We start from the raw sequence: 18,447 nt of genomic DNA, 5'->3' as shown, positions 1-18,447 counted from the left end.
CCTATGAAGGCGGCGTTTTTCTCAGTTTGTTGATCCTCAATCCCAGCAATGGACCAGAACTGTCATTCCGTTTGCCCGACGATTGAGTTCGTTCGGCGAAATCTCAGCCGCAGGTTGGCTGGTTTGGCCCGAAACACCGGCTTGGTCTAGCACCGCGTTCAGGCGTTCAGCGGTTGCAGCCAGACTAACCGAAGCAGGCAGGGTGCGCCCCTCGGACGGAGTAGGTAACAACATCCCAACGACTTGTCCGCTGTCATTGAGGACGGGGCCGCCCGCGTCGCCTGGCTGAGCCGCTAGGGCAAGACGTTTCACACCATCTTCGCCATCAAGGCCGCGTACATCCGCCACTTGGCCAAAAGTCAGTGTAGGTGCGCCCAAAGCGCCTTGATAGGAAAAGCCTGAAACGGCCACTTCGGATTGGATGCGAGGTTTGTCTGCGCTGAAATCGGCAATGCTGATCGGGGCAAGGTTGCGATTGGGGCGCAATACAGCGATCCCGAGATCTGTGTCGCTCAGCGCCACCTGAACCTCTTGATCATTATCCAGCGTCACGCGTGTGCAGCTTTCGGTGGCCTCCGAAACAGTAAGTACAGTCCCGTTTGCGTCGGTAAAGAAGCCGGAGCGCGACAGCCGCGGTTTGCGCACTTGCAAGCCCGAAACCAAATCGATGCGCTGTTCAGCATCTGCGCCAGCGCCGGCATCCAGAACGGCATCGTTTGTTGAGAAGCTAGCCTTGATTGCCGCCAAAACGCGTGCCCGACGAGCTTCGTCTCCTTCTGGCCAGACAAGGGTGAAGCCCTTGATTTTGTCATCTTTCAAAGACGCCTCTGTGTAAGAGACGATACCGTTGCCGCGCCCTTCAAGGACAAAGCTGTTACTGCTCAGTTGGCGTCGCCCGTTTAGTGGTACGATCTCAAGCGATTGCATCACTTCATACAGTGCCCGCAGTGTCGCTTTGTTGCCCGATTGGCTGATCAAAAGCGCCTTGGCGCCAAGGTCGGTCGAACTGTTGAAATGAGCGAACGGCGCCTCATAGCGATCAAAGGCGATTACCCCCAGCGGTAGATCAAGCTCGATACCAGCCTGGGTATCAACATATCGATCCATGCCTACACTGATCAGCGGTTCGTTGTAGTCGTCGATCAGCAGCTTGCGCTGAGCGGTCGTCAGAACACCGGTCGCCTCATAGCCGTTGAACCGCTGCCAATCCCCCATCGAACGGCGAGTACCCTGACCAAAGGCCCCGTCGATCGTTGAGTTATAAAACCCAGCGGCCTGAAGTGCGGTTTGCAAATCCTTACGATCTTGAGCGGTTAACAACCGTTCAGACTGCAGCGCTTGTGAACGCGTTTCGTCGGATGTTTGTGGCGTCAAACCAGACAGGGACGGATCCTGTTGGGGCGTTTCTTCTACTGGAGGGGAAACAATGCCTCGATCCAGAATGTTCGCGCCAATCGGCCAGAACTGTTGGCCCAACGAACTTGAGAAAGCGATGAAGCTGTCTGACGGGATCTGCCCTTCGGCTCGATAGACGCGAAGAACCTGCTCGGCATCATTGCGAAGATATGGTCCAACAACAATGGCATACCAGCCAGAGTTCAGGCGAAATCCGTTCACATCCGGCAGGGCATTCGCATATGCCTGTGCCCGCTCTTGCGCCTCGCGCAATGACGGCTGTGCCTCGACCTGCACCCAGACGCCAGCGTCCTGTTGTGCAAAAACGGCCCGTACGCCGAAGAGAAAAAGAAACAAAATTGCAGTGAAAATGCGTGTCATTGTCTGCCCGTATCCGCAGTGTTTTGGCTTTGCGGCACACTACGCGATTTGGGGATTGAAATACCATGCCTCGAATACGGGGAATTTCCAGTGTGGCGGTGCAGTGACAGCCACACCCCATTGGCCCGTTGACGCCCCTTGGCCCCTTGCATAGGAAGGACAAAACCGACCGGAACCAGGCGCATATGTGCCCAAAGGGAATGTCATGACCGAACTGTCCAGCGCACCACGTTCTTTTCAGGAAATTATCCTGCGCCTTCAGACCTATTGGGCCTCGAAAGGCTGCGCAATCCTACAGCCCTATGACATGGAGGTTGGGGCAGGGACATTCCACCCGGCAACCACCCTGCGCGCTTTGGGTTCAAAGTCTTGGGCCGCGGCCTACGTGCAACCCTCGCGCCGCCCGACCGATGGTCGGTACGGCGAGAACCCGAACCGATTGCAGCATTACTATCAGTATCAGGTGCTGATCAAACCCAGCCCGCCGGACCTACAGGACCTATATCTGGGTAGCCTTGAGGCCATCGGCATCGACATGGACCTGCATGACATCCGCTTTGTCGAGGATGACTGGGAAAGCCCGACGCTGGGTGCCTGGGGACTGGGATGGGAGGTCTGGTGCGACGGAATGGAAGTCAGCCAATTCACCTATTTCCAGCAGGTTGGGGGCCACGACTGCGCGCCAGTTTCGGGCGAGTTGACTTATGGGCTTGAGCGTCTGGCGATGTACGTACTTGGCATTGATCACGTGATGGACATGCCGTTCAACGATCCGCAATCACCTAGCCCGCTGACCTATGGCGACATCTTCAAACAGACCGAAGAGGAATACGCCCGCTGGAACTTTGACGTGGCCAACACCGAAGTTCTGTTGCGCCATTTCGAAGAGGCTGAGGCCGAGTGCGCTGCCATTTTGGCGCAGGAATACGACGATCCCAAAACGGGCAAGCGCATCGTCATGGCACATCCTGCCTATGATCAGTGCATCAAAGCCAGCCACGTTTTTAACCTGTTGGACGCGCGGGGCGTGATTTCAGTGACTGAACGCCAAGCCTATATTGGTCGTGTTCGGGCGCTGGCTAAACAATGCGCTGATGCGTTCCTGTTGACCGAGGCTGCCGGGTTCGAGGCCTGATGGGGCGTTCAGGCCAACCCCGGCAACAGCACTTTCAGGCCGTCTGCGATCATACCGATTGCAATGGCCGACAGGATCATGCCCATAAATCGGCTCATGATCACGCGCGCGTTGCTGGAAAGCCGCTTGGACAGGGTCGAGGCGTTCCAGAAAGTAATAAACAGCAGGAACAGAACGGCCAAAAAGACTGCGGCGTAAATAATGGCGTCCATGGGCTTGGCGATGTGGTGCGCGTACAGGATCAGCGTTGTGATCGTGCCTGGCCCAACCAATATGGGGAACGCCAAGGGATAGAATGCAACGGTCGCCGGTTCGGGGTAGGATTGCTTTTCCCCCTCGGTTCCGTGATGCGTCGTGCTTTCCTTGCCGCTCAGCATGTTCAGGCCGATCATCAGAACGACAAGGCCGCCCGCGACGCGCAGATCGTCTACACTGATCCCAAACAGCCCCAGCGTCTGGTTGCCGATTGCTGCGAAGCCACCACCGAGGATCAGGCAATACGTAGCCGTTTTTGCGGCGACCTTGCGCTGATCCGCGGGTGTCAGCCCTTCAGTGACGCTCAGAAAAACGGGCAGGTTGGTGATCGGGTTCATGATCGCAAAAAGCGCGCCGAAGAACCCAACGGCAAGGGTCATGTCCATTCCAATAACCTCGTTCCGACCTGTATCGGGTTGGAAACTGGCCTATTTCTTGTGAAGTTGAAAGAGGCCGCGTGATCAAGGTGCTTAAAAGATGACCGGAAAACTGCTCGCAATCATACTCGTCATATCAGCGGCAATTGCCGGTATCGGCATGTATTACTTGCAGGTGTACGGGTTCTATTATGAGGTTGATGCTGAACCGGGTAGGGACGTGGCTTTGCTCGCCGCAAATGCAGATGCTCCGCTGCCGATCCCGTATTCAGAGTTCCGGGCGATTGATGCCGACAGCTCTCCAATTCGGTACCGGGCATGTTTTGAAACCGACCTGACGGCGGAAGACTTGGCGGCGTTCCAAAAAGTCGAGAATCCAGAACCCTTAACTGCACCCGGTTGGTTCGAATGCTACGATGCTGTGGCAATCGCCGACGCGTTAAAGTCCGGGCAGGCGCAAGCCTTTATGGGGACGAAGAATATCCACTATGGCGTTGACCGTATTGTTGCTGTGACTGAAGACGGCAAAGGATATGTTTGGCACGCGTTGAACAATTGCGGTGAAAAAGCCTATGACGGAACTGTCGTGGGTGAGGAATGCCCGCCCCGGCCAGAAAACTGAGGGTGCCATGACCGACGCAGCGATCTACGTTCCCAATTTCCTGACCGCCACGCTTGGTATCGCGGTTTACTTGATAGGGGCCGAGATTAACGCTCGGGTCGCGTTGTTGCGTCAGTTCAACATCCCCGAGCCGGTCACGGGTGGGTTGCTGGCCTCTTTTGTGTTGCTGTTTCTGTATCTTGTAGCGGGTATTGAGCTGAGCTTTGATTTGGCATCACGTGACTTCCTGCTGATCGTATTTTTTGCAGGCATTGGCTTGAATGCCCGGTTGTCTGATTTGATTTCGGGCGGCAAACCTTTGTTTTTGCTTTTGATTCTTACTTTAATCACGATTGTTGCGCAGAATGTCGTGGGTGCGGCCGGTGCGGTTGCCTTTGGGTATCCGGCCCAAGCTGGGGTTCTATTCGGGTCTGCCTCTTTGATCGGAGGGCACGGAACAGCAATCGCCTGGGCCCCTGAAGTTGGGGCCGCAACCGGGCTCGAGGGTGCGACTGAACTCGGTGTAGCGGTGGCGACTCTCGGCCTTGTACTGGCTGCGCTGGTTGGCGGGCCGATTGCCCGTCTGCTGGTCGAAGGTAAGAACTTGACGCCTGAGCGCCCGGACGAAGAGCACACGGTGGGCCTGCCGGATGATGCAACCGAAGCTGAAACCCAGATAGATCATCTGACGATAATGCGGGTCTTGTTGCATCTGAATCTGGCTATCATCTTCGGCTATTTCTTGAACGAGATCATTCTGGTGACCGGGCTAAAGCTGCCTTTGTTCGTGCCCTGCCTGATCATGGGCATTGTTATTTCCAACCTTCGCACGGCCTTGGCCCCGAACGCGCCGCCGGTTTCGCGCACGCCGTCGCTGGCGCTGATCTCGGAATTCTCTCTGGGAGCGTTTCTGGCCATGTCGCTGATGAGTCTGCAACTTTGGACCATTGCCGAGCTTGGTCTGGCCATTGCCGTCATTATGACCGCGCAAACCCTGTTTGCTGTGGCTTTTGTGATCTGGGTTCTGTTCCCGGTGATGGGCGGCAACTATCGCGCCGCTGTGCTGTCCGCCGGTTTCGGTGGTTTTGCTTTGGGTGCGACGCCGACCGCTATCGCCAATATGACCGCAGTTACCAAGCGATATGGCCCGTCGCCTATTGCCTTTATCGTGCTGCCCCTTGTATCCGCCTTTTTTGTGGACATCGCCAATGCCATCGTCATCCAGACGATCGTCAATTTCTAAGGACCGAAAATGCCCGACCTGCTGATCGAACTGTTTTCCGAGGAAATCCCCGCCCGCATGCAGACCCGTGCAGGTGAGGACCTGAAAAAGCGGATCACCGATGGTTTGGTCGAGGCCGGCCTGACCTATGCAGGGGCGGCTGCTCTGACTACGCCGCGTCGACTGACGCTGGCGATTGAGGGGCTTCTGGCGGAAAGCCCGACGATCCGTGAAGAACGCAAGGGTCCTAAGGTCGGGGCACCGGACAAGGCTATCGAAGGCTTCTTGCGCGGTGCCGGTCTGACACGTGATCAACTGGAAGAACGCGAAACGCCCAAAGGCGCGGTTTACTTTGCGACGATCGAAAAGGCTGGACGTCCTGCCGCCGAGATCGTGGCCGAAGTGCTTGAGGCAACTATTCGAAACTTCCCCTGGCCCAAGTCGATGCGCTGGGGCAGTGGCCCGCTGCGCTGGGTCCGTCCGCTGCACTCGATTTTGTGTGTTTTGTCCGACGAGGCTGGCGCGCAGGTAGTACCGCTTGATGTTGATGGCATTACGTCAGGGGATACCACCGCGGGCCATCGCTTTATGGCGCCGAACCGTTTTACGGTTGCGTCGTTTGACGACTATTCCGCAAAGTTGAAGCGTGCCTTCGTCGTTCTGAACCCCGCCGACCGCGTCGAGCATATCTGGAACGACGCTCAGAACATGGCCTTCGCCGCCGGTCTGGAAGTAGTTGAAGACAAGGGCTTGCTGGCCGAAGTCGCAGGACTGGTCGAATGGCCCGTGGTGCTGATGGGAAAGATCGACGAAGAGTTTCTGGAATTGCCGCCCGAAGTGCTGCAAACCTCAATGAAAGAGCACCAAAAGTTCTTCTCAGTCCGCAATCCCAAGACTGGGCGGATCGAGCGTTTCATCACTGTCGCCAACCGCGAAACCGCCGACAATGGCGCGACCATTCTGGCAGGCAACCAAAAGGTGCTGTCCGCGCGTCTGGCCGATGCGAAGTTCTTCTGGGAGAATGACCTGCGCGTTGCCAAATCGGACATCGCCCAATGGACCCGCGCGCTGGAGAATGTGACCTTCCACAACAAACTAGGCACCCAGGCCGAACGCATCGACCGCATTGCCGCGCTGGCCCGCGAACTTGCTCCGGTGACCGGAGCAGATGCCGATCAGGCCGAAAAAGCCGCGCGTCTGGCCAAGGCCGATCTGAACTCGGAAATGGTCTATGAATTCCCTGAACTTCAGGGGCTTATGGGGCGGTACTACATCGAAGCCGCGGGCGAAGACGCCGCCGTGGCCGCCGTGGCGCAAGAACATTACTCGCCGCTGGGGCCGTCTGATGACGTGCCGACCGCGCCGCTCTCGGTGACCGTGGCGCTGGCCGACAAGCTGGATACGTTGACCGGGTTCTGGGCGATTGATGAGAAGCCGACCGGATCGAAAGACCCGTTTGCCCTGCGTCGTGCAGCATTGGGTGTCACACGGTTAATACTCGAAAACGACCTACGACTAACTCTGGATCGGTTCTTTGACAGCCAATTGATAAGAGCAGAGGGCGCGATCAACGAGGCATTGCCGGAAGCGAACATTCTTGATCTATTGGAAGAAATCGCAGATCGAGGTGTCTTTGGCGCTGCATTCCAGACCGTTAAGGACAAAATCGGAGAACTGCCTGCTTCGGCCTTTCTTGAGCTTGAGAAAAAGGTTCCTGATGCATCTGACGACCTTCTCTCGTTCTTCCATGACCGCCTCAAGGTTTTCCTTCGCGATGAGGGTATTCGTCACGACATCATCGACGCCTGTATCGCGATGGAGGGGAATGACGACCTCAACCTGCTGGTCAAACGCGCCCGTGCTCTGAACGCGGTGATTGCGACCGAGGATGGGGAAAACCTGGTGCAGGGCTTCAAACGCGCCAACAACATTCTGACGCAGGCCGAAGAGAAGGACGGTGTCGAATACTCCTATGGTGCGGATGTCAAATTCGCCGAGACGGACAGTGAAAAGGCGCTGTTTTCTGCGCTGGACGCAGCGCAGGGCGAAATCAATGCAGCGTTGAAGGACGAGGATTTCCCTGCCGCCATGTCCTCAATGGCCGCTTTGCGCAGTCCAGTTGATGCGTTTTTCGAGGACGTTCAGGTCAACACCGACAATGACATCTTGCGCCGCAACCGCCTGAACCTGCTAAGCCAAATTCGTCAGGTTTGCTCTAGTGTCGCGGACCTGAGCAAGATCGAAGGCTAAGCCAGAACGCCCTTGCGCCATTGGTGCAGGGGCTTATGCTGCGTGCAAACCAAAAGGTGCCGCAGTGCAGAATAATCCGCATACCACTCTGATCACGTCCGAAGCGCCCGTTGCCGCCAACACACATGGCGGGCGGGCAAAGTGTCTACAACGTCTTGTTCGGCTCGAGTTGCCTGTGCCGCGTACAGTGGCCCTGTCTTTCGAAGCGGTCGAGCAAATTGCGAAAGGTCACGTGCCGGATATCGAGGCTATTCTTGAGCAATTCGACAACACGGCGTTGCTATGTGTGCGACCCAGTTCCGAAGATCCTGACTGGGGTGGACCCGGGGCCATTTTGAACATCGGAATGAACGATGCCCGTTATGTGGACTTGTCGGATTCGATGGGGGCAGAAGCTGCGGCTGCGTTGTATCTACGTTTTGTTCAAAGTTACGCGATCCACGTCGCGCGGTTGGATGCTGACGTGTTTGATGACATTGACGCAGACGGAAGCGATGGTTTGCGTCAATCTTTGCGGGCTTATGAAGACGAGACGGACGAGGCCTTTCCTCAGGATCGTGGTGAGCAATTGATCGCTGTTTTGCGGTCGATGGCGCGTGCGTGGGATGGAACTTCGGCCCGATTGTTGCGTCAGGCCAAAGGTGCGCCTGCGGATGCCGGTCTTGGGCTGGTTATCCAAGAGATGATACCGGGTGTCGGTCAGGGTGAGTGCGGGTCCGGAGTCTTGCAGCTTGTGGACCCGACAACTGGAATGCCTCAGATCACAGGGCGTTACCTGAGCCAAAGTCAGGGGCGGGATGCGTTGGGTGAAGGCGTTGCGGCCCTTTATCTTGAGAAAGACCCACGCGGGAAATCTCTGGAAGAGGTTGCACCAGAGGCTTTTGCCGACCTCAAAGCGCACGCCGCTCAAATGCGTGTTAAGCTGCGCGAGGAAATGCAGGTCGAGTTCGTAATCGAAAACGGCCACGTTCACATATTGGACGGCGTCCGGGTGCAGCGCAGCGCTCGGGCCGCAATGCGGATCGCGGTGCGATTGGCCGAAGATGGCATTATTCCACCGCAAGAAGCCGTTATGCGGGTCGATCCGCATTCGTTGAATGAACTACTGCACCGACAAGTCCATCCCGATGCAAGTCGGGACGTTCTGACCACCGGAATTGCGGCCAGCCCAGGGGCGGCCACAGGTAAGATCGTGTTTACCGCAGCAGAGGCGCAGGCCAGTGCCGCACGTGGTGAGCCCTGTATCTTGGTTCGTCGGGAAACCTCGCCCGAGGATGTGCGTGGAATGCATGCGGCCGTCGCGGTTCTGACGGAAAAGGGCGGTATGACCAGCCACGCGGCTGTGATCGGACGCGGCTTGGGTTTGCCCTGTATCGTCGGGGCCTCGGAAATGAGGTTTCAGTCAAAGAAAAAGCTGCTGACCGCTCCGGGGGGGCGGGTGTTTAAGACAGGCGATATTCTTACAATCGACGGTACCTCGGGTCAGGTATTGGCGGGGCACCCTGCCATGCTAGAGGCCGCGTTGGATGATTGCTTCCAGACGCTCATGGGCTGGGCCGATGATGAGAGGGACATTGCCATTCGCGCCAATGCGGACACGCCGGCCGATGCGCAGACAGCTCGCAACTTTTTGGCGCAAGGGATCGGCCTGTGCCGGACCGAGCACATGTTCTTTGAACCTGGTCGCCTTATCGTGATGCGCGAGATGATCTTTGCGCAGACTTCCTCTGGAAGGGCCGCTGTTCTTGAGCGGTTGTTGCCAATGCAACGCGAGGATTTTGTGCAGCTGTTTAGGATCATGGAAGGACAGCCGGTTTGTATCCGGTTGTTTGATCCACCATTGCACGAATTCCTGCCAACAACGCGGAGTGGGCAGCGAGAACTGGCTGAGGCGTTGGACCTACCAGTGTCCGATGTTGAGCGTCGGGTCGCGGCGATGACCGAATACAACCCGATGCTGGGCCTGCGAGGGGTTCGGCTGGGCGTCACGCTTCCCGAAATCTACGATATGCAGGCCAGGGCAATTTTTGAGGCTACGCTTGAGGCCAGCAAGGACGGTGCTCCAGTTGTACCCGAAGTGATGATCCCGCTCGTGTCAGCCAAGCGAGAGGTTGAGCTGGTTAAGTCGAGAATTGACACCGTTGCAGCGGCAGTTGCTGCCGAGCAGGGGCAAGAGTTCGAATACCGGCTGGGTGTCATGGTCGAAACTCCCCGTGCTTGCCTTCGGGCGGATGAGATATCGCCGCAAACGGCATTCCTCAGTTTTGGTACCAATGACCTGACCCAGATGACCTATGGTCTATCACGCGATGATGCGGGGCGGTTTATGTCGGCCTATGTCCGTCAGGGCGTTTTTGCCGAAGACCCGTTTCACGTCCTCGATCCGGACGGAGTGGGCGAATTGCTGAAGCTCGGAGCCGAGCGCGGGCGCAAGGCGCAACCCGATGTAACCTTGTCAGTTTGCGGGGAACACGGCGGAAATCCCGAATCAATCGCTATTTGCCGTGATCTTGGGTTCGACTACGTGTCATGTTCACCTTTCCGGGTGCCTGTCGCTCGGCTGGCTTCCGCTCAGCTCGCGATTTCGTCCAGACTTGGGGGTTGACACAGGCCCTTTCCCCAAGGATTAGTGGGTTTCAGGCGACCTTGTGGCGGAATTAAATTTCCACACGGGCGATTTTCCACTTGTGTTTTCTTCTGATCTGGACGTCTGGGTCGGAGTGCGTTAAATGCCTCGACGCGCCCGCCGGGGGAGGGTTCGGCGCGTATAAGTGCCTGTGCGAGGTTATCTGATGCTACGAATTACAATGGTGGTTGCCGCTATGGCAGCAACCGTGCTGCCGAGTGCGTCCTTCGCCGAGAGGGAAGCAACTGATACTGCCAAACGCGAATTGGTTTCCCGGACCGAAATTCCCGGTCAGGAATTCCGTGACTATCTTGGCCTGTTCAAGCGTGGAAAAAAGGTTGAGCCGGTACAAGTGTCCTTCTCTAAGGATTGGCTGGATAAACAGCCGACTGCAACTGGTGATGCGGACTTCAAATGTCTTGCCGAAGCTCTGTACTTTGAGGCGAGAGGGGAAAGCGTTCGCGGACAGTTCGCGGTGGCCGAAGTCATCCTGAACCGTGTCGAAAGCGGCCGTTTTCCAAACTCACTGTGCGGTGTGATCAAGCAAGGGACCGGCAAGAAGTATCAGTGCCAGTTCACCTATACATGCGACGGACAAAAAGAAGTGATCCGTGAGAAGAAGGCGTACGAGCGCGTGTCCAAAGTGGCTCGTGCAGCGATCGACGGCTCTGCAAAAGCGCTGACCGAAGGCGCAACGCATTACCACACCAAAGCGGTTCGCCCGTCTTGGTCGCGTGTCTACAAAGAAACGGCTCGCATCGGTGTGCATATCTTTTACCGGCACAACTACCGAACAGCGAGCAACTAACAGGCGTAAGAAACCGTCGAGAGAAGGCGGGCTGGAAGCCATCGAAGCGGCGTCAGGAAAAGTGCGCAATAGCACGCCTGACGCCGCATTCGATAACTGGAAAGGCGTTTGCTGCGGTGCTATACGCCCGCGCAAAGTCTAAAGTGGGTCATCCAATCCACCGAGCCCGAAAAGGTCCGCCGAATGAGTTCTGAAATCCGTCTTGCCTTTGCGCACCCGTCTGAGCGGTCCGAAGCGACTGCGACCCGGGGGCCTTTGGATCGTATCTCGTTGCGGGATCATATCGTCGAAGTCGAGATCGGAGCGTTTCAAGCAGAGCGCGGCACCACTCAGCGTATCTGCTTTAATATCGTGGTCGAAGTTCGGCCTCTGACTGATCCTATCGACGACGATGTTGACCGGATCCTGTCCTACGATCGTGTCACCGAAGCAATTGCCTATGAGCTTTCGGCCGAGCGACTCAACTTACTAGAGACACTCGCCGACCGAGTGGCTGAGCGTATCCTACTTGAACCACAGGCGGTAAGGGCCTTTGTTCGCATTGAAAAATTGGATCGTGGCCCCGGTGCGCTTGGCGTTGAAATCGTGCGTGGTAAGGATAACGTTCACCACGACATGGTCGAGGAAGAGCGCCCACATCCAAGGCTCGCTTTTCTGTCCAACGAAGCCATCGCCTCAAGTAATCTAACGGGTTGGATTGACCAACTGGAAAACCGTCAAAGACCCCTGATCTTGTGTGTTGGTGCGGCGGATATGGCTGTGCCCCAGACGGGGCATGAAATGACACAGCGTCGAATTGATTTGCTCGCTATCGAGCAGAACGCTTGGGTGCTGGCGGCTCGTGATCATCGGTGTGTCGTAGTTTCCACGAGAACTGAGCTGGATTGGGCTATGAAAAATGGCCAAATCAGCGTTTGGGCGCCGTCCAAGATTGTTTTGGATGCCGTGGATGGTCCGTCAGCTGCTCCGTCAGACGCAGTCGCTTTGGCGGCATGGTTTGCAGCGACGTTCGAAGCCAGTGAAATGATGGTGATTGGTGGTGCCTTGCCCGAAGCACCAAAGACGCCTTTGCGCGCGATTTCTGTGGATCAGGCCCAACTGTGACCGGATACTATCGCCCGCTGGTTCAAAACGGCTCTGCGCGTCCGGCTGAGGCCGTTTCGCTGGCGGGGCAGGCGCTATGGTTCACGCACGCAGAAAGGCTGGCCCGTGGTAAGGACCCAGAGGTTGTCACTGCTCAAGAATTACCAAGTGATGTTCTGGATCGCCTGACACGCCCGCGGCCCGAAATTGCAGGCATCTCAATGGATTGTCCGCAGATCATGGGTATTCTCAACGCGACGCCAGATAGTTTCTCGGACGGTGGGGTTCACAACTCGGTGGACACTGCAGTGGCTTCTGCCGAGCAAATGGTCTCGCACGGTGCGAGCATATTGGACATCGGCGGCGAATCCACGCGCCCCGGCGCAGCTTTTGTGCCAGAGGATGAGGAGATTGCGCGCACACGGCCGTTGATCGAGGCTATTCGAGAAAAAACAGACGCCTTGATCTCAATCGACACGCGCAAAGCTAGCGTGGCAAGTGCTGCATGGAGCGCCGGCGCAGGGCTGATTAACGACGTGTCTGGGTTTACGTTCGATCCTCAGTTGGCTCCGTTTTGTGCAAATGTCGGGGCGCCGGTTTGCGTGATGCATATGCAAGGTGATCCGGCCACGATGCAGGATGACCCCCAGTATGATGACGTTCTGCTGGACGTTTACGATTTTCTGGAAGGGCAAGTAGCCAAGCTAGAGCAAATGGGGTTGCGACGAGAACTGATCGTTGTTGACCCAGGAATTGGTTTTGGCAAATCCGAAGCGCACAATCTGGCCCTTTTGCAAAACCTGAGCCTGTTTCACAGTCTGGGTTGTCCGATCTTGTTGGGCGTCTCGCGCAAAGGTTTTATCGGCAGTATTGGCAAAGAACCCCGTAAAGACGCGCGCGCTCCGGGGTCAATTGCCGTTGCACTGGCTGGGTTGGCGCAGGGCGTGCAGATAATCCGGGTTCATGATGTTGTCGAAACGGCTCAGGCCTTGCGTCTGTGGGCTGTCGTCCGGTAATTCAGTCCCAGGCAAGAAATCTCGGAGTGAAACCATGCGCAAACTGTTCGGAACCGACGGCGTGCGAGGCACAGCTAACACGTATCCGATAACGGCAGAGATGGCCCTGCGGATCGGTGCCGCTGTTGGGCGGTACTTTCGCCGTGATCATTCTGCTGCGCATAGGGTCGTCATTGGCAAGGATACGCGCCTGTCCGGTTACATGTTGGAAAACGCTCTGACGGCGGGCCTGACCTCGACCGGTATGAATGTTCTGTTGTTGGGTCCAGTGCCTACACCGGCAGTGGGGCTCATGACGCGGTCTATGAGGGCCGATCTCGGTGTCATGATTTCTGCCAGTCATAACCCCGCTGAAGACAACGGAATCAAGTTTTTTGGTCCTGATGGGTATAAACTGTCTGATCAGGCGGAAATGGAAATCGAACGCTTGATTGAGGAAGGCGTGACGCCGACTCAAGCCCAGAACATCGGTCGGGCCAAAAGGGTGGATGATGCGCGTTTCCGGTATGGCGAACGGGTCAAATCCTCTCTCTCCCGCGACCTGCGTTTGGATGGCCTCAAGGTGGTGGTGGACTGCGCAAACGGCGCGGCGCACCGCACGGCCCCCGAAGTTCTTTGGGAATTGGGGGCGGAGGTTATTCCTGTCGGAGTCGCCCCGAACGGTAAAAACATCAACTTGAACTGCGGTTCGACCAAGCCACAGCTGGCGGCCGAAACGGTTGTCGCGCATGGCGCTGACGTTGGGATTTGTCTCGATGGGGACGCCGACCGTGTGGTTATGGTGGATGAAAACGGGCAGGTGGCTGATGGGGATCAGCTGATGGCGCTGTTGGCGACCAGCTGGGCCAAGGCTGATCGCCTAAAGGGCGGCGCTTTGGTTGCGACTGTGATGTCCAACTTGGGGCTGGAGCGACACTTGGCTGAGCATGGGCTGCGTCTTGAACGGACCGCTGTCGGGGATCGCTATGTCGTCGAGCGCATGCGCGAGGGTGGCTTCAATTTGGGCGGGGAACAGTCTGGTCACATCGTCATGAGCGATTACGCGACCACCGGTGATGGTCTTATGGCAGGCCTGCATTTCCTGGCTGAGATGGTGCACTCGGGTCGCAAGGCATCTGAACTTTCGGTTCAGTTTGAAACGGTGCCACAGTTGCTAAAGAATGTCCGTTACGGGGAAGGTCAGGCCCCGTTAGAGGCTGCAAACGTGCAGGCCGCTATCGCAGATGCCGAGGCCCGTTTGAACGGTCACGGGCGCCTGTTGATCCGTAAATCGGGAACAGAGCCGTTGATCCGGGTTATGGCAGAATGTGAAGACGATGCCCTGTTAACTCAGGTAGTCGACGGTATTGTTGCCGAAGTTGAATCGGTTGCCAGTTAACGGCCGATCAACATCTTTCTCAAACTGAACCATTGGCTGATCGCCAAGCCTGTCAGGATCATCACCAGAGCGACATAGAAACGAAGCGGCAAGGCCTCGGATAGAATCCATGCGCCAAACACCATCGACCAGATCGGAACTTGGTAGTTAACCAGCGTCAGGAAAACGGATCCTGCGCTGCGAATGATCGACACACGTAGCAGTGTGGCAAAGGCCGTGGGCAAGAGGCCCAATGCAATGATGGACAATCCGGGGCGTGTGCCTGCCCATGTCGGAATACCTTCGGTCACGAGCATGATGGGCAGCAAAAGCACCGCGCCAACTACCAACGATAGAGCTGCCAAAACTACGGGGTCGATCGGTGGGCAGCGGCGCGTAAAAATCGAGGCGCAAGAATAGCACAATGCCGCTCCGATACAGGCCATTTGCGCTAAGGGTTCAGCGCCCTGTCCGATCTGTGCCAACCCAGGGCCGATCAGCACCAACGCTCCGCAGAAGCCCAGCGAGACCCCCAAAAACCTGCGAAGGTTCAACGGTTCGTCAGAAAAGAAATGGGCTAGCGGCAGAACCATCAACGGTATTGCAGCCATCGACAGGCCTGCAAAGGCCGAAGCGACATATTGCTGGCCCCAGCTGAGCAACATGAAGGGCAGGGCGGTCGAAAGAACGCCAATGATTGCAATGTATCCCCAAAGCTTAAGATCGCCCGTCGGAAGCTTGCGCCCGGTCAGCGCCATCATTCCCAGCAAAGTCAAAGCACCAAGAGTCGTTCTCGCCGTTGCGACAGTGACGGGACCGTAGCCCTCAAGTGCTAAGGCAACGACCATAAAAGTGCCGCCCCAAATGAGGCCAAGGGCTATGACGCCGCTCCAATCACGTGAGCTGGGCTGATCGACCATGTGCTTGAAACCTGACCTTGTGAATCGTTGTGGCGATTGATTGCCCGAAGCTAGAGCAACTTCAATAGGGGCCTTTAAACAAAAAGGGCGGTCACAAGGACCGCCCTTTGGCTGACGATAATCAGGCTTAGTTCTTTTCTTTGTCGACCATTTTGCCGGCCGAGATCCAAGGCATCATCGCACGCAGTTTTGCGCCGGTTTCCTCGATCATGTGCTCGTCGTTGGCACGACGGGACGCTTTGATGGTCGGCTGACCAACGGCGTTTTCCAGCATGAAGTCGCGAACGAATTTACCCTGCTGGATATCGTCCAGAACAGCTTTCATACGCGCTTTGGTTTCGTCGTATTTCAGGATACGCGGACCGGTGACATACTGGCCGTACTCGGCGGTGTTCGAGATCGAGTAGTCCATGTTTGCGATGCCGCCTTCGTAGATCAGGTCTACGATCAGCTTCACTTCGTGCAGACACTCGAAATATGCCATCTCAGGCGCGTAGCCAGCTTCGACCAGAGTTTCGAAACCGCAACGGATCAGTTCAACCAAGCCGCCGCAAAGAACAGCTTGTTCGCCGAACAGGTCGGTTTCGCATTCTTCACGGAAGTTGGTTTCGATAATGCCCGAACGACCGCCACCGATGGCTGAGCAGTAGGACAGACCGATTTCCAGCGCTTTGCCGGTTGCGTCGTTGTGTACGGCTACCAGGCAAGGTACGCCGCCGCCTTTGACGTATTCGCCACGAACGGTGTGGCCGGGGCCTTTGGGTGCCATCATGATGACGTCGACGCCTTCTTTCGGCTCGATCAGGCCAAAGTGGACGTTCAGGCCGTGGGCGAACGCAATGGCCGAGCCCGGCTTGATGTTGTCATGCACGTATTTCTTGTAGGTCTCAGCCTGCAGTTCGTCGGGCATGGTGAACATGATGACGTCGCACCATGCAGCTGCCTCGGCGATGCCCATGACCTGTAGACCTTCGCCTTCGGCTTTCTTTGCCGACGGGGAACCTTCGCGCAGAGCGATGACAAGGTTCTTGGCGCCAGAGTCACGCAGGTTTAGTGCGTGGGCGTGACCTTGCGAGCCATAGCCCAGGATCGCTACTTTCTTGTCTTTGATCAGGTTGATGTCGCAGTCGCGATCGTAATAGACGCGCATGTCGCTGGTCCTTTCTGTTTCGATTGCGAGGTTTCTACTGAGAGAACTTTGGGAAGGCGATGGCTTTCGCCTTGAATTTTTGTGTACTTGGCGAGTATTTATTCGTCAAAACGCTAATTGGTGAAAAAATCATGCTTGATGATGTGGACCGACGAATCCTGCGCCATTTTCAAGCCGAACCCAGCCTTTCTACGGCTGAGTTGGCTGAACGCTGTCGTATCAGTGCAAGCGTCTGCTGGCGTCGTATCGAGAAAATGGAAGAAGCTGGCATAATCCTTGGGCAGGAAGCCGTCATCGACTGGGCGGCCCTTGGTTATGCGGTTGAGGTTTCTCTACGGGTGACCTTGGACAAGACCCAACCTCGTGCGTTTGACGAGTTTACTGCTGAGGCCCGACAAGTCCCCGAAGTAATCGAGTTGCAGACTTTTCTGGGGCGGGTTGACGTTCGCCTTTCTGTGCTGGCCAGAGATATGGGGCACTACCAGCAACTATACCGCGATCGTATTCTGACCTTGCCGCATATCGCGGACATCGAAGCTCTGATGCATATCGCTCGAGTCAAAAGCGATGAGGTGCTTCCGGTATGACTGAGTTGGACGAAATTGACCGGAAGATCCTACATGCCTTGGCGCTGGACGCTGCTCAAAGCGCTGGTGCGCTGGGTCGCAAGTTGGGCCTATCGCAGCCTGCCACGTGGCGAAGAATCCGCCGCTTAGAGACGGCAGGGGTCATCAAGGGGCGGCGCTTGCGCTTGAACGCTGAAGCACTCGGGTTCGGCGTGACCGTGTTTCTAGGCGTCAAACTTGCCCGTAAGGGGCAGATCAGCCTGGAAGACTTTGAACGCGCTGTCAGTGCCATACCCGAAGTACAGACAGTCGAGCACGTTCTGGGCCTTTACGATTATCGACTCCGCGTCGTCGCACGCGACCTGTCGGACTTTGAGCGTGTCTTGCGCCGCCGCATCATGACCTTGCCCGGTGCAGGCGATGTCGAGGCCAACGTGCTGTTGAGCGAAGAGCGGTTGCCCGGCCCGATTGGTTAGAGGCAAATCAGTACGTCGTGCGAATGCAATATCCTGGGTGATGCGTCATTCGCGCAAATGTCATTGGTTTGCCGTCTTTCCATGTCGTCCGTTCAAGCTGAATCATCGAGGTGCCAGCTGTGGTGCCCATGAACTCTGCCAGTCTGCCGTCGGCAGAGATCGCACAGAACGCCACTTCGGCCTCGGTGAACGGGGCAGCGTTTAGCAGCCACTCGTGTGGGCCGTGCTCGTTCAGATTGGCGTGCTCGACTTCGGGCACTGTGTCGATGTTGATCCAACGCTCTTCCAGCTGGAACGGGCGGTTGTCGGCATAATGCATGCAAATGATATGTAGGACGCGCGCGTCTTGTGAAACGCTCAACTGCGAGGCCAGCCATCCGGGGCTGGGGACAACGCTGCGCTCGACAAGAGCGTACCTGTAGGTAGAGTTCTGATTTTCGACCGTCTGTCGTGTCAATGAGAACTCAAGCTTCGCGTGTTTGCTGGGTTCTTTCTTAACCCGCGTTCCACTTTTGCGCTTTCGTTCGACAAATCCTTGCTCTGCAAGTTCCCGCAGAGCGCGATTTACGGTTGCGCGTGCACAATTGAACTCTTCGGCGAGTTGCGTTTCCGTCGGTAGCAATGAGCCTTGAGGCCAGATTCGAGTTTCAATCCGTCTTTTAACTTCGTCGCGTACAACTTGGAAACTGATACGCTTTTGGGCAGTCACGAGGAAAAATACCTTTCTTCTGTAAAGTGAATGTATCTGTTCAGAAACACGTCATGGTGTAAAGGGGTGGTGACTCTCTTTGGCGTCAAGTAGTAGGCAATTTGATGTATCCGAGGGTTA

At 56.5% G+C, this 18,447-nt stretch carries 16 protein-coding genes; 11 read left to right on the top strand and 5 right to left on the bottom strand.

Features of this window, described 5'->3' with window-relative positions; genetic code table 11:
• Nucleotides 1-36: 36 nt before the first annotated feature.
• Nucleotides 37-1,776: a serine protease gene (locus ACR0EO_RS05565; RefSeq protein WP_480687801.1), complete on the bottom strand. Its 1,740-nt coding sequence runs from the start codon at nt 1,774-1,776 to the stop codon at nt 37-39.
• Nucleotides 1,777-1,981: 205 nt separating this feature from the next.
• On the opposite strand from ACR0EO_RS05565, the gene ACR0EO_RS05560 reads away from it, so the two are divergent.
• The gene (locus ACR0EO_RS05560; protein WP_480687799.1) at nt 1,982-2,911 is read left to right on the top strand and encodes a glycine--tRNA ligase subunit alpha; all 930 of its coding nucleotides are present in this window, start codon (nt 1,982-1,984) and stop codon (nt 2,909-2,911) included.
• Nucleotides 2,912-2,919: 8 nt separating this feature from the next.
• Here ACR0EO_RS05560 and ACR0EO_RS05555 read toward each other — a convergent pair whose 3' ends face one another.
• Nucleotides 2,920-3,552: a MarC family protein gene (locus ACR0EO_RS05555; protein ID WP_480687797.1), complete on the bottom strand. Its 633-nt coding sequence runs from the start codon at nt 3,550-3,552 to the stop codon at nt 2,920-2,922.
• Nucleotides 3,553-3,643: 91 nt separating this feature from the next.
• On the opposite strand from ACR0EO_RS05555, the gene ACR0EO_RS05550 reads away from it, so the two are divergent.
• From ACR0EO_RS05550 to glmM, 8 genes are all read left to right on the top strand, one after another.
• A complete protein-coding gene (locus ACR0EO_RS05550; protein ID WP_480687795.1) occupies nt 3,644-4,165 on the top strand; it encodes a DUF6446 family protein in 522 nt (173 codons plus the stop codon).
• A gap of 7 nt (nt 4,166-4,172) precedes the next feature.
• Nucleotides 4,173-5,387 carry a sodium/glutamate symporter gene (gltS, locus tag ACR0EO_RS05545; protein WP_480687793.1) on the top strand — a complete coding sequence of 405 codons (1,215 nt, stop codon included), beginning with the start codon at nt 4,173-4,175 and terminating at the stop codon, nt 5,385-5,387.
• A 9-nt stretch (nt 5,388-5,396) separates the two neighbouring features.
• Nucleotides 5,397-7,616: a glycine--tRNA ligase subunit beta gene (gene glyS / locus ACR0EO_RS05540; protein ID WP_480687791.1), complete on the top strand. Its 2,220-nt coding sequence runs from the start codon at nt 5,397-5,399 to the stop codon at nt 7,614-7,616.
• Nucleotides 7,617-7,680: 64 nt separating this feature from the next.
• Nucleotides 7,681-10,221 carry a putative PEP-binding protein gene (locus ACR0EO_RS05535; protein ID WP_480687789.1) on the top strand — a complete coding sequence of 847 codons (2,541 nt, stop codon included), beginning with the start codon at nt 7,681-7,683 and terminating at the stop codon, nt 10,219-10,221.
• Nucleotides 10,222-10,408: 187 nt separating this feature from the next.
• The gene (locus ACR0EO_RS05530) at nt 10,409-11,050 is read left to right on the top strand and encodes a cell wall hydrolase (protein WP_480687787.1); all 642 of its coding nucleotides are present in this window, start codon (nt 10,409-10,411) and stop codon (nt 11,048-11,050) included.
• Between the two features lie 183 nt (nt 11,051-11,233).
• Nucleotides 11,234-12,154 (top strand): dihydroneopterin aldolase, encoded by a 921-nt coding sequence (locus ACR0EO_RS05525; protein ID WP_480687785.1) that lies wholly within the window; start codon nt 11,234-11,236, stop codon nt 12,152-12,154.
• Nucleotides 12,151-13,149 (top strand): dihydropteroate synthase, encoded by a 999-nt coding sequence (gene folP, locus ACR0EO_RS05520; RefSeq protein WP_480687783.1) that lies wholly within the window; start codon nt 12,151-12,153, stop codon nt 13,147-13,149. Before ACR0EO_RS05525 ends, folP begins: the two co-directional genes overlap by 4 nt.
• A gap of 34 nt (nt 13,150-13,183) precedes the next feature.
• Nucleotides 13,184-14,527, top strand: a complete 1,344-nt coding sequence (glmM, locus tag ACR0EO_RS05515) for a phosphoglucosamine mutase (RefSeq protein ID WP_480687781.1) — start codon at nt 13,184-13,186, stop codon at nt 14,525-14,527.
• On the opposite strand, the gene ACR0EO_RS05510 is transcribed toward glmM, so the two are convergent.
• Together ACR0EO_RS05510 and ilvC are read right to left on the bottom strand one after the other, a co-directional pair.
• A complete protein-coding gene (locus tag ACR0EO_RS05510; protein ID WP_480687779.1) occupies nt 14,524-15,426 on the bottom strand; it encodes a DMT family transporter in 903 nt (300 codons plus the stop codon). The genes glmM and ACR0EO_RS05510 overlap by 4 nt on opposite strands.
• A gap of 127 nt (nt 15,427-15,553) precedes the next feature.
• Nucleotides 15,554-16,678, bottom strand: coding sequence for a ketol-acid reductoisomerase (gene ilvC, locus ACR0EO_RS05505; protein WP_480688239.1), 1,125 nt, complete (start codon nt 16,676-16,678; stop codon nt 15,554-15,556).
• A gap of 29 nt (nt 16,679-16,707) precedes the next feature.
• Here ilvC and ACR0EO_RS05500 point away from each other — a divergent pair, with 29 nt between their 5' ends.
• Both ACR0EO_RS05500 and ACR0EO_RS05495 read left to right on the top strand, forming a co-directional pair.
• On the top strand, nt 16,708-17,163 hold the full coding sequence (locus ACR0EO_RS05500) for an Lrp/AsnC family transcriptional regulator (protein WP_480687777.1): 456 nt from the start codon (nt 16,708-16,710) through the stop codon (nt 17,161-17,163).
• A complete protein-coding gene (locus ACR0EO_RS05495) occupies nt 17,160-17,618 on the top strand; it encodes an Lrp/AsnC family transcriptional regulator (protein WP_480687775.1) in 459 nt (152 codons plus the stop codon). The genes ACR0EO_RS05500 and ACR0EO_RS05495 overlap by 4 nt, the downstream gene beginning before the upstream one ends.
• Before the next feature lie 7 nt (nt 17,619-17,625).
• Here ACR0EO_RS05495 and ACR0EO_RS05490 read toward each other — a convergent pair whose 3' ends face one another.
• Nucleotides 17,626-18,327, bottom strand: coding sequence for a GntR family transcriptional regulator (locus tag ACR0EO_RS05490; RefSeq protein WP_480687773.1), 702 nt, complete (start codon nt 18,325-18,327; stop codon nt 17,626-17,628).
• Nucleotides 18,328-18,447: the final 120 nt, after the last annotated feature.

It is taken from the genome of Ruegeria sp. BE9, assembly GCF_056538765.1.
This window is presented reverse-complemented; position numbering and strand designations above follow the sequence as displayed.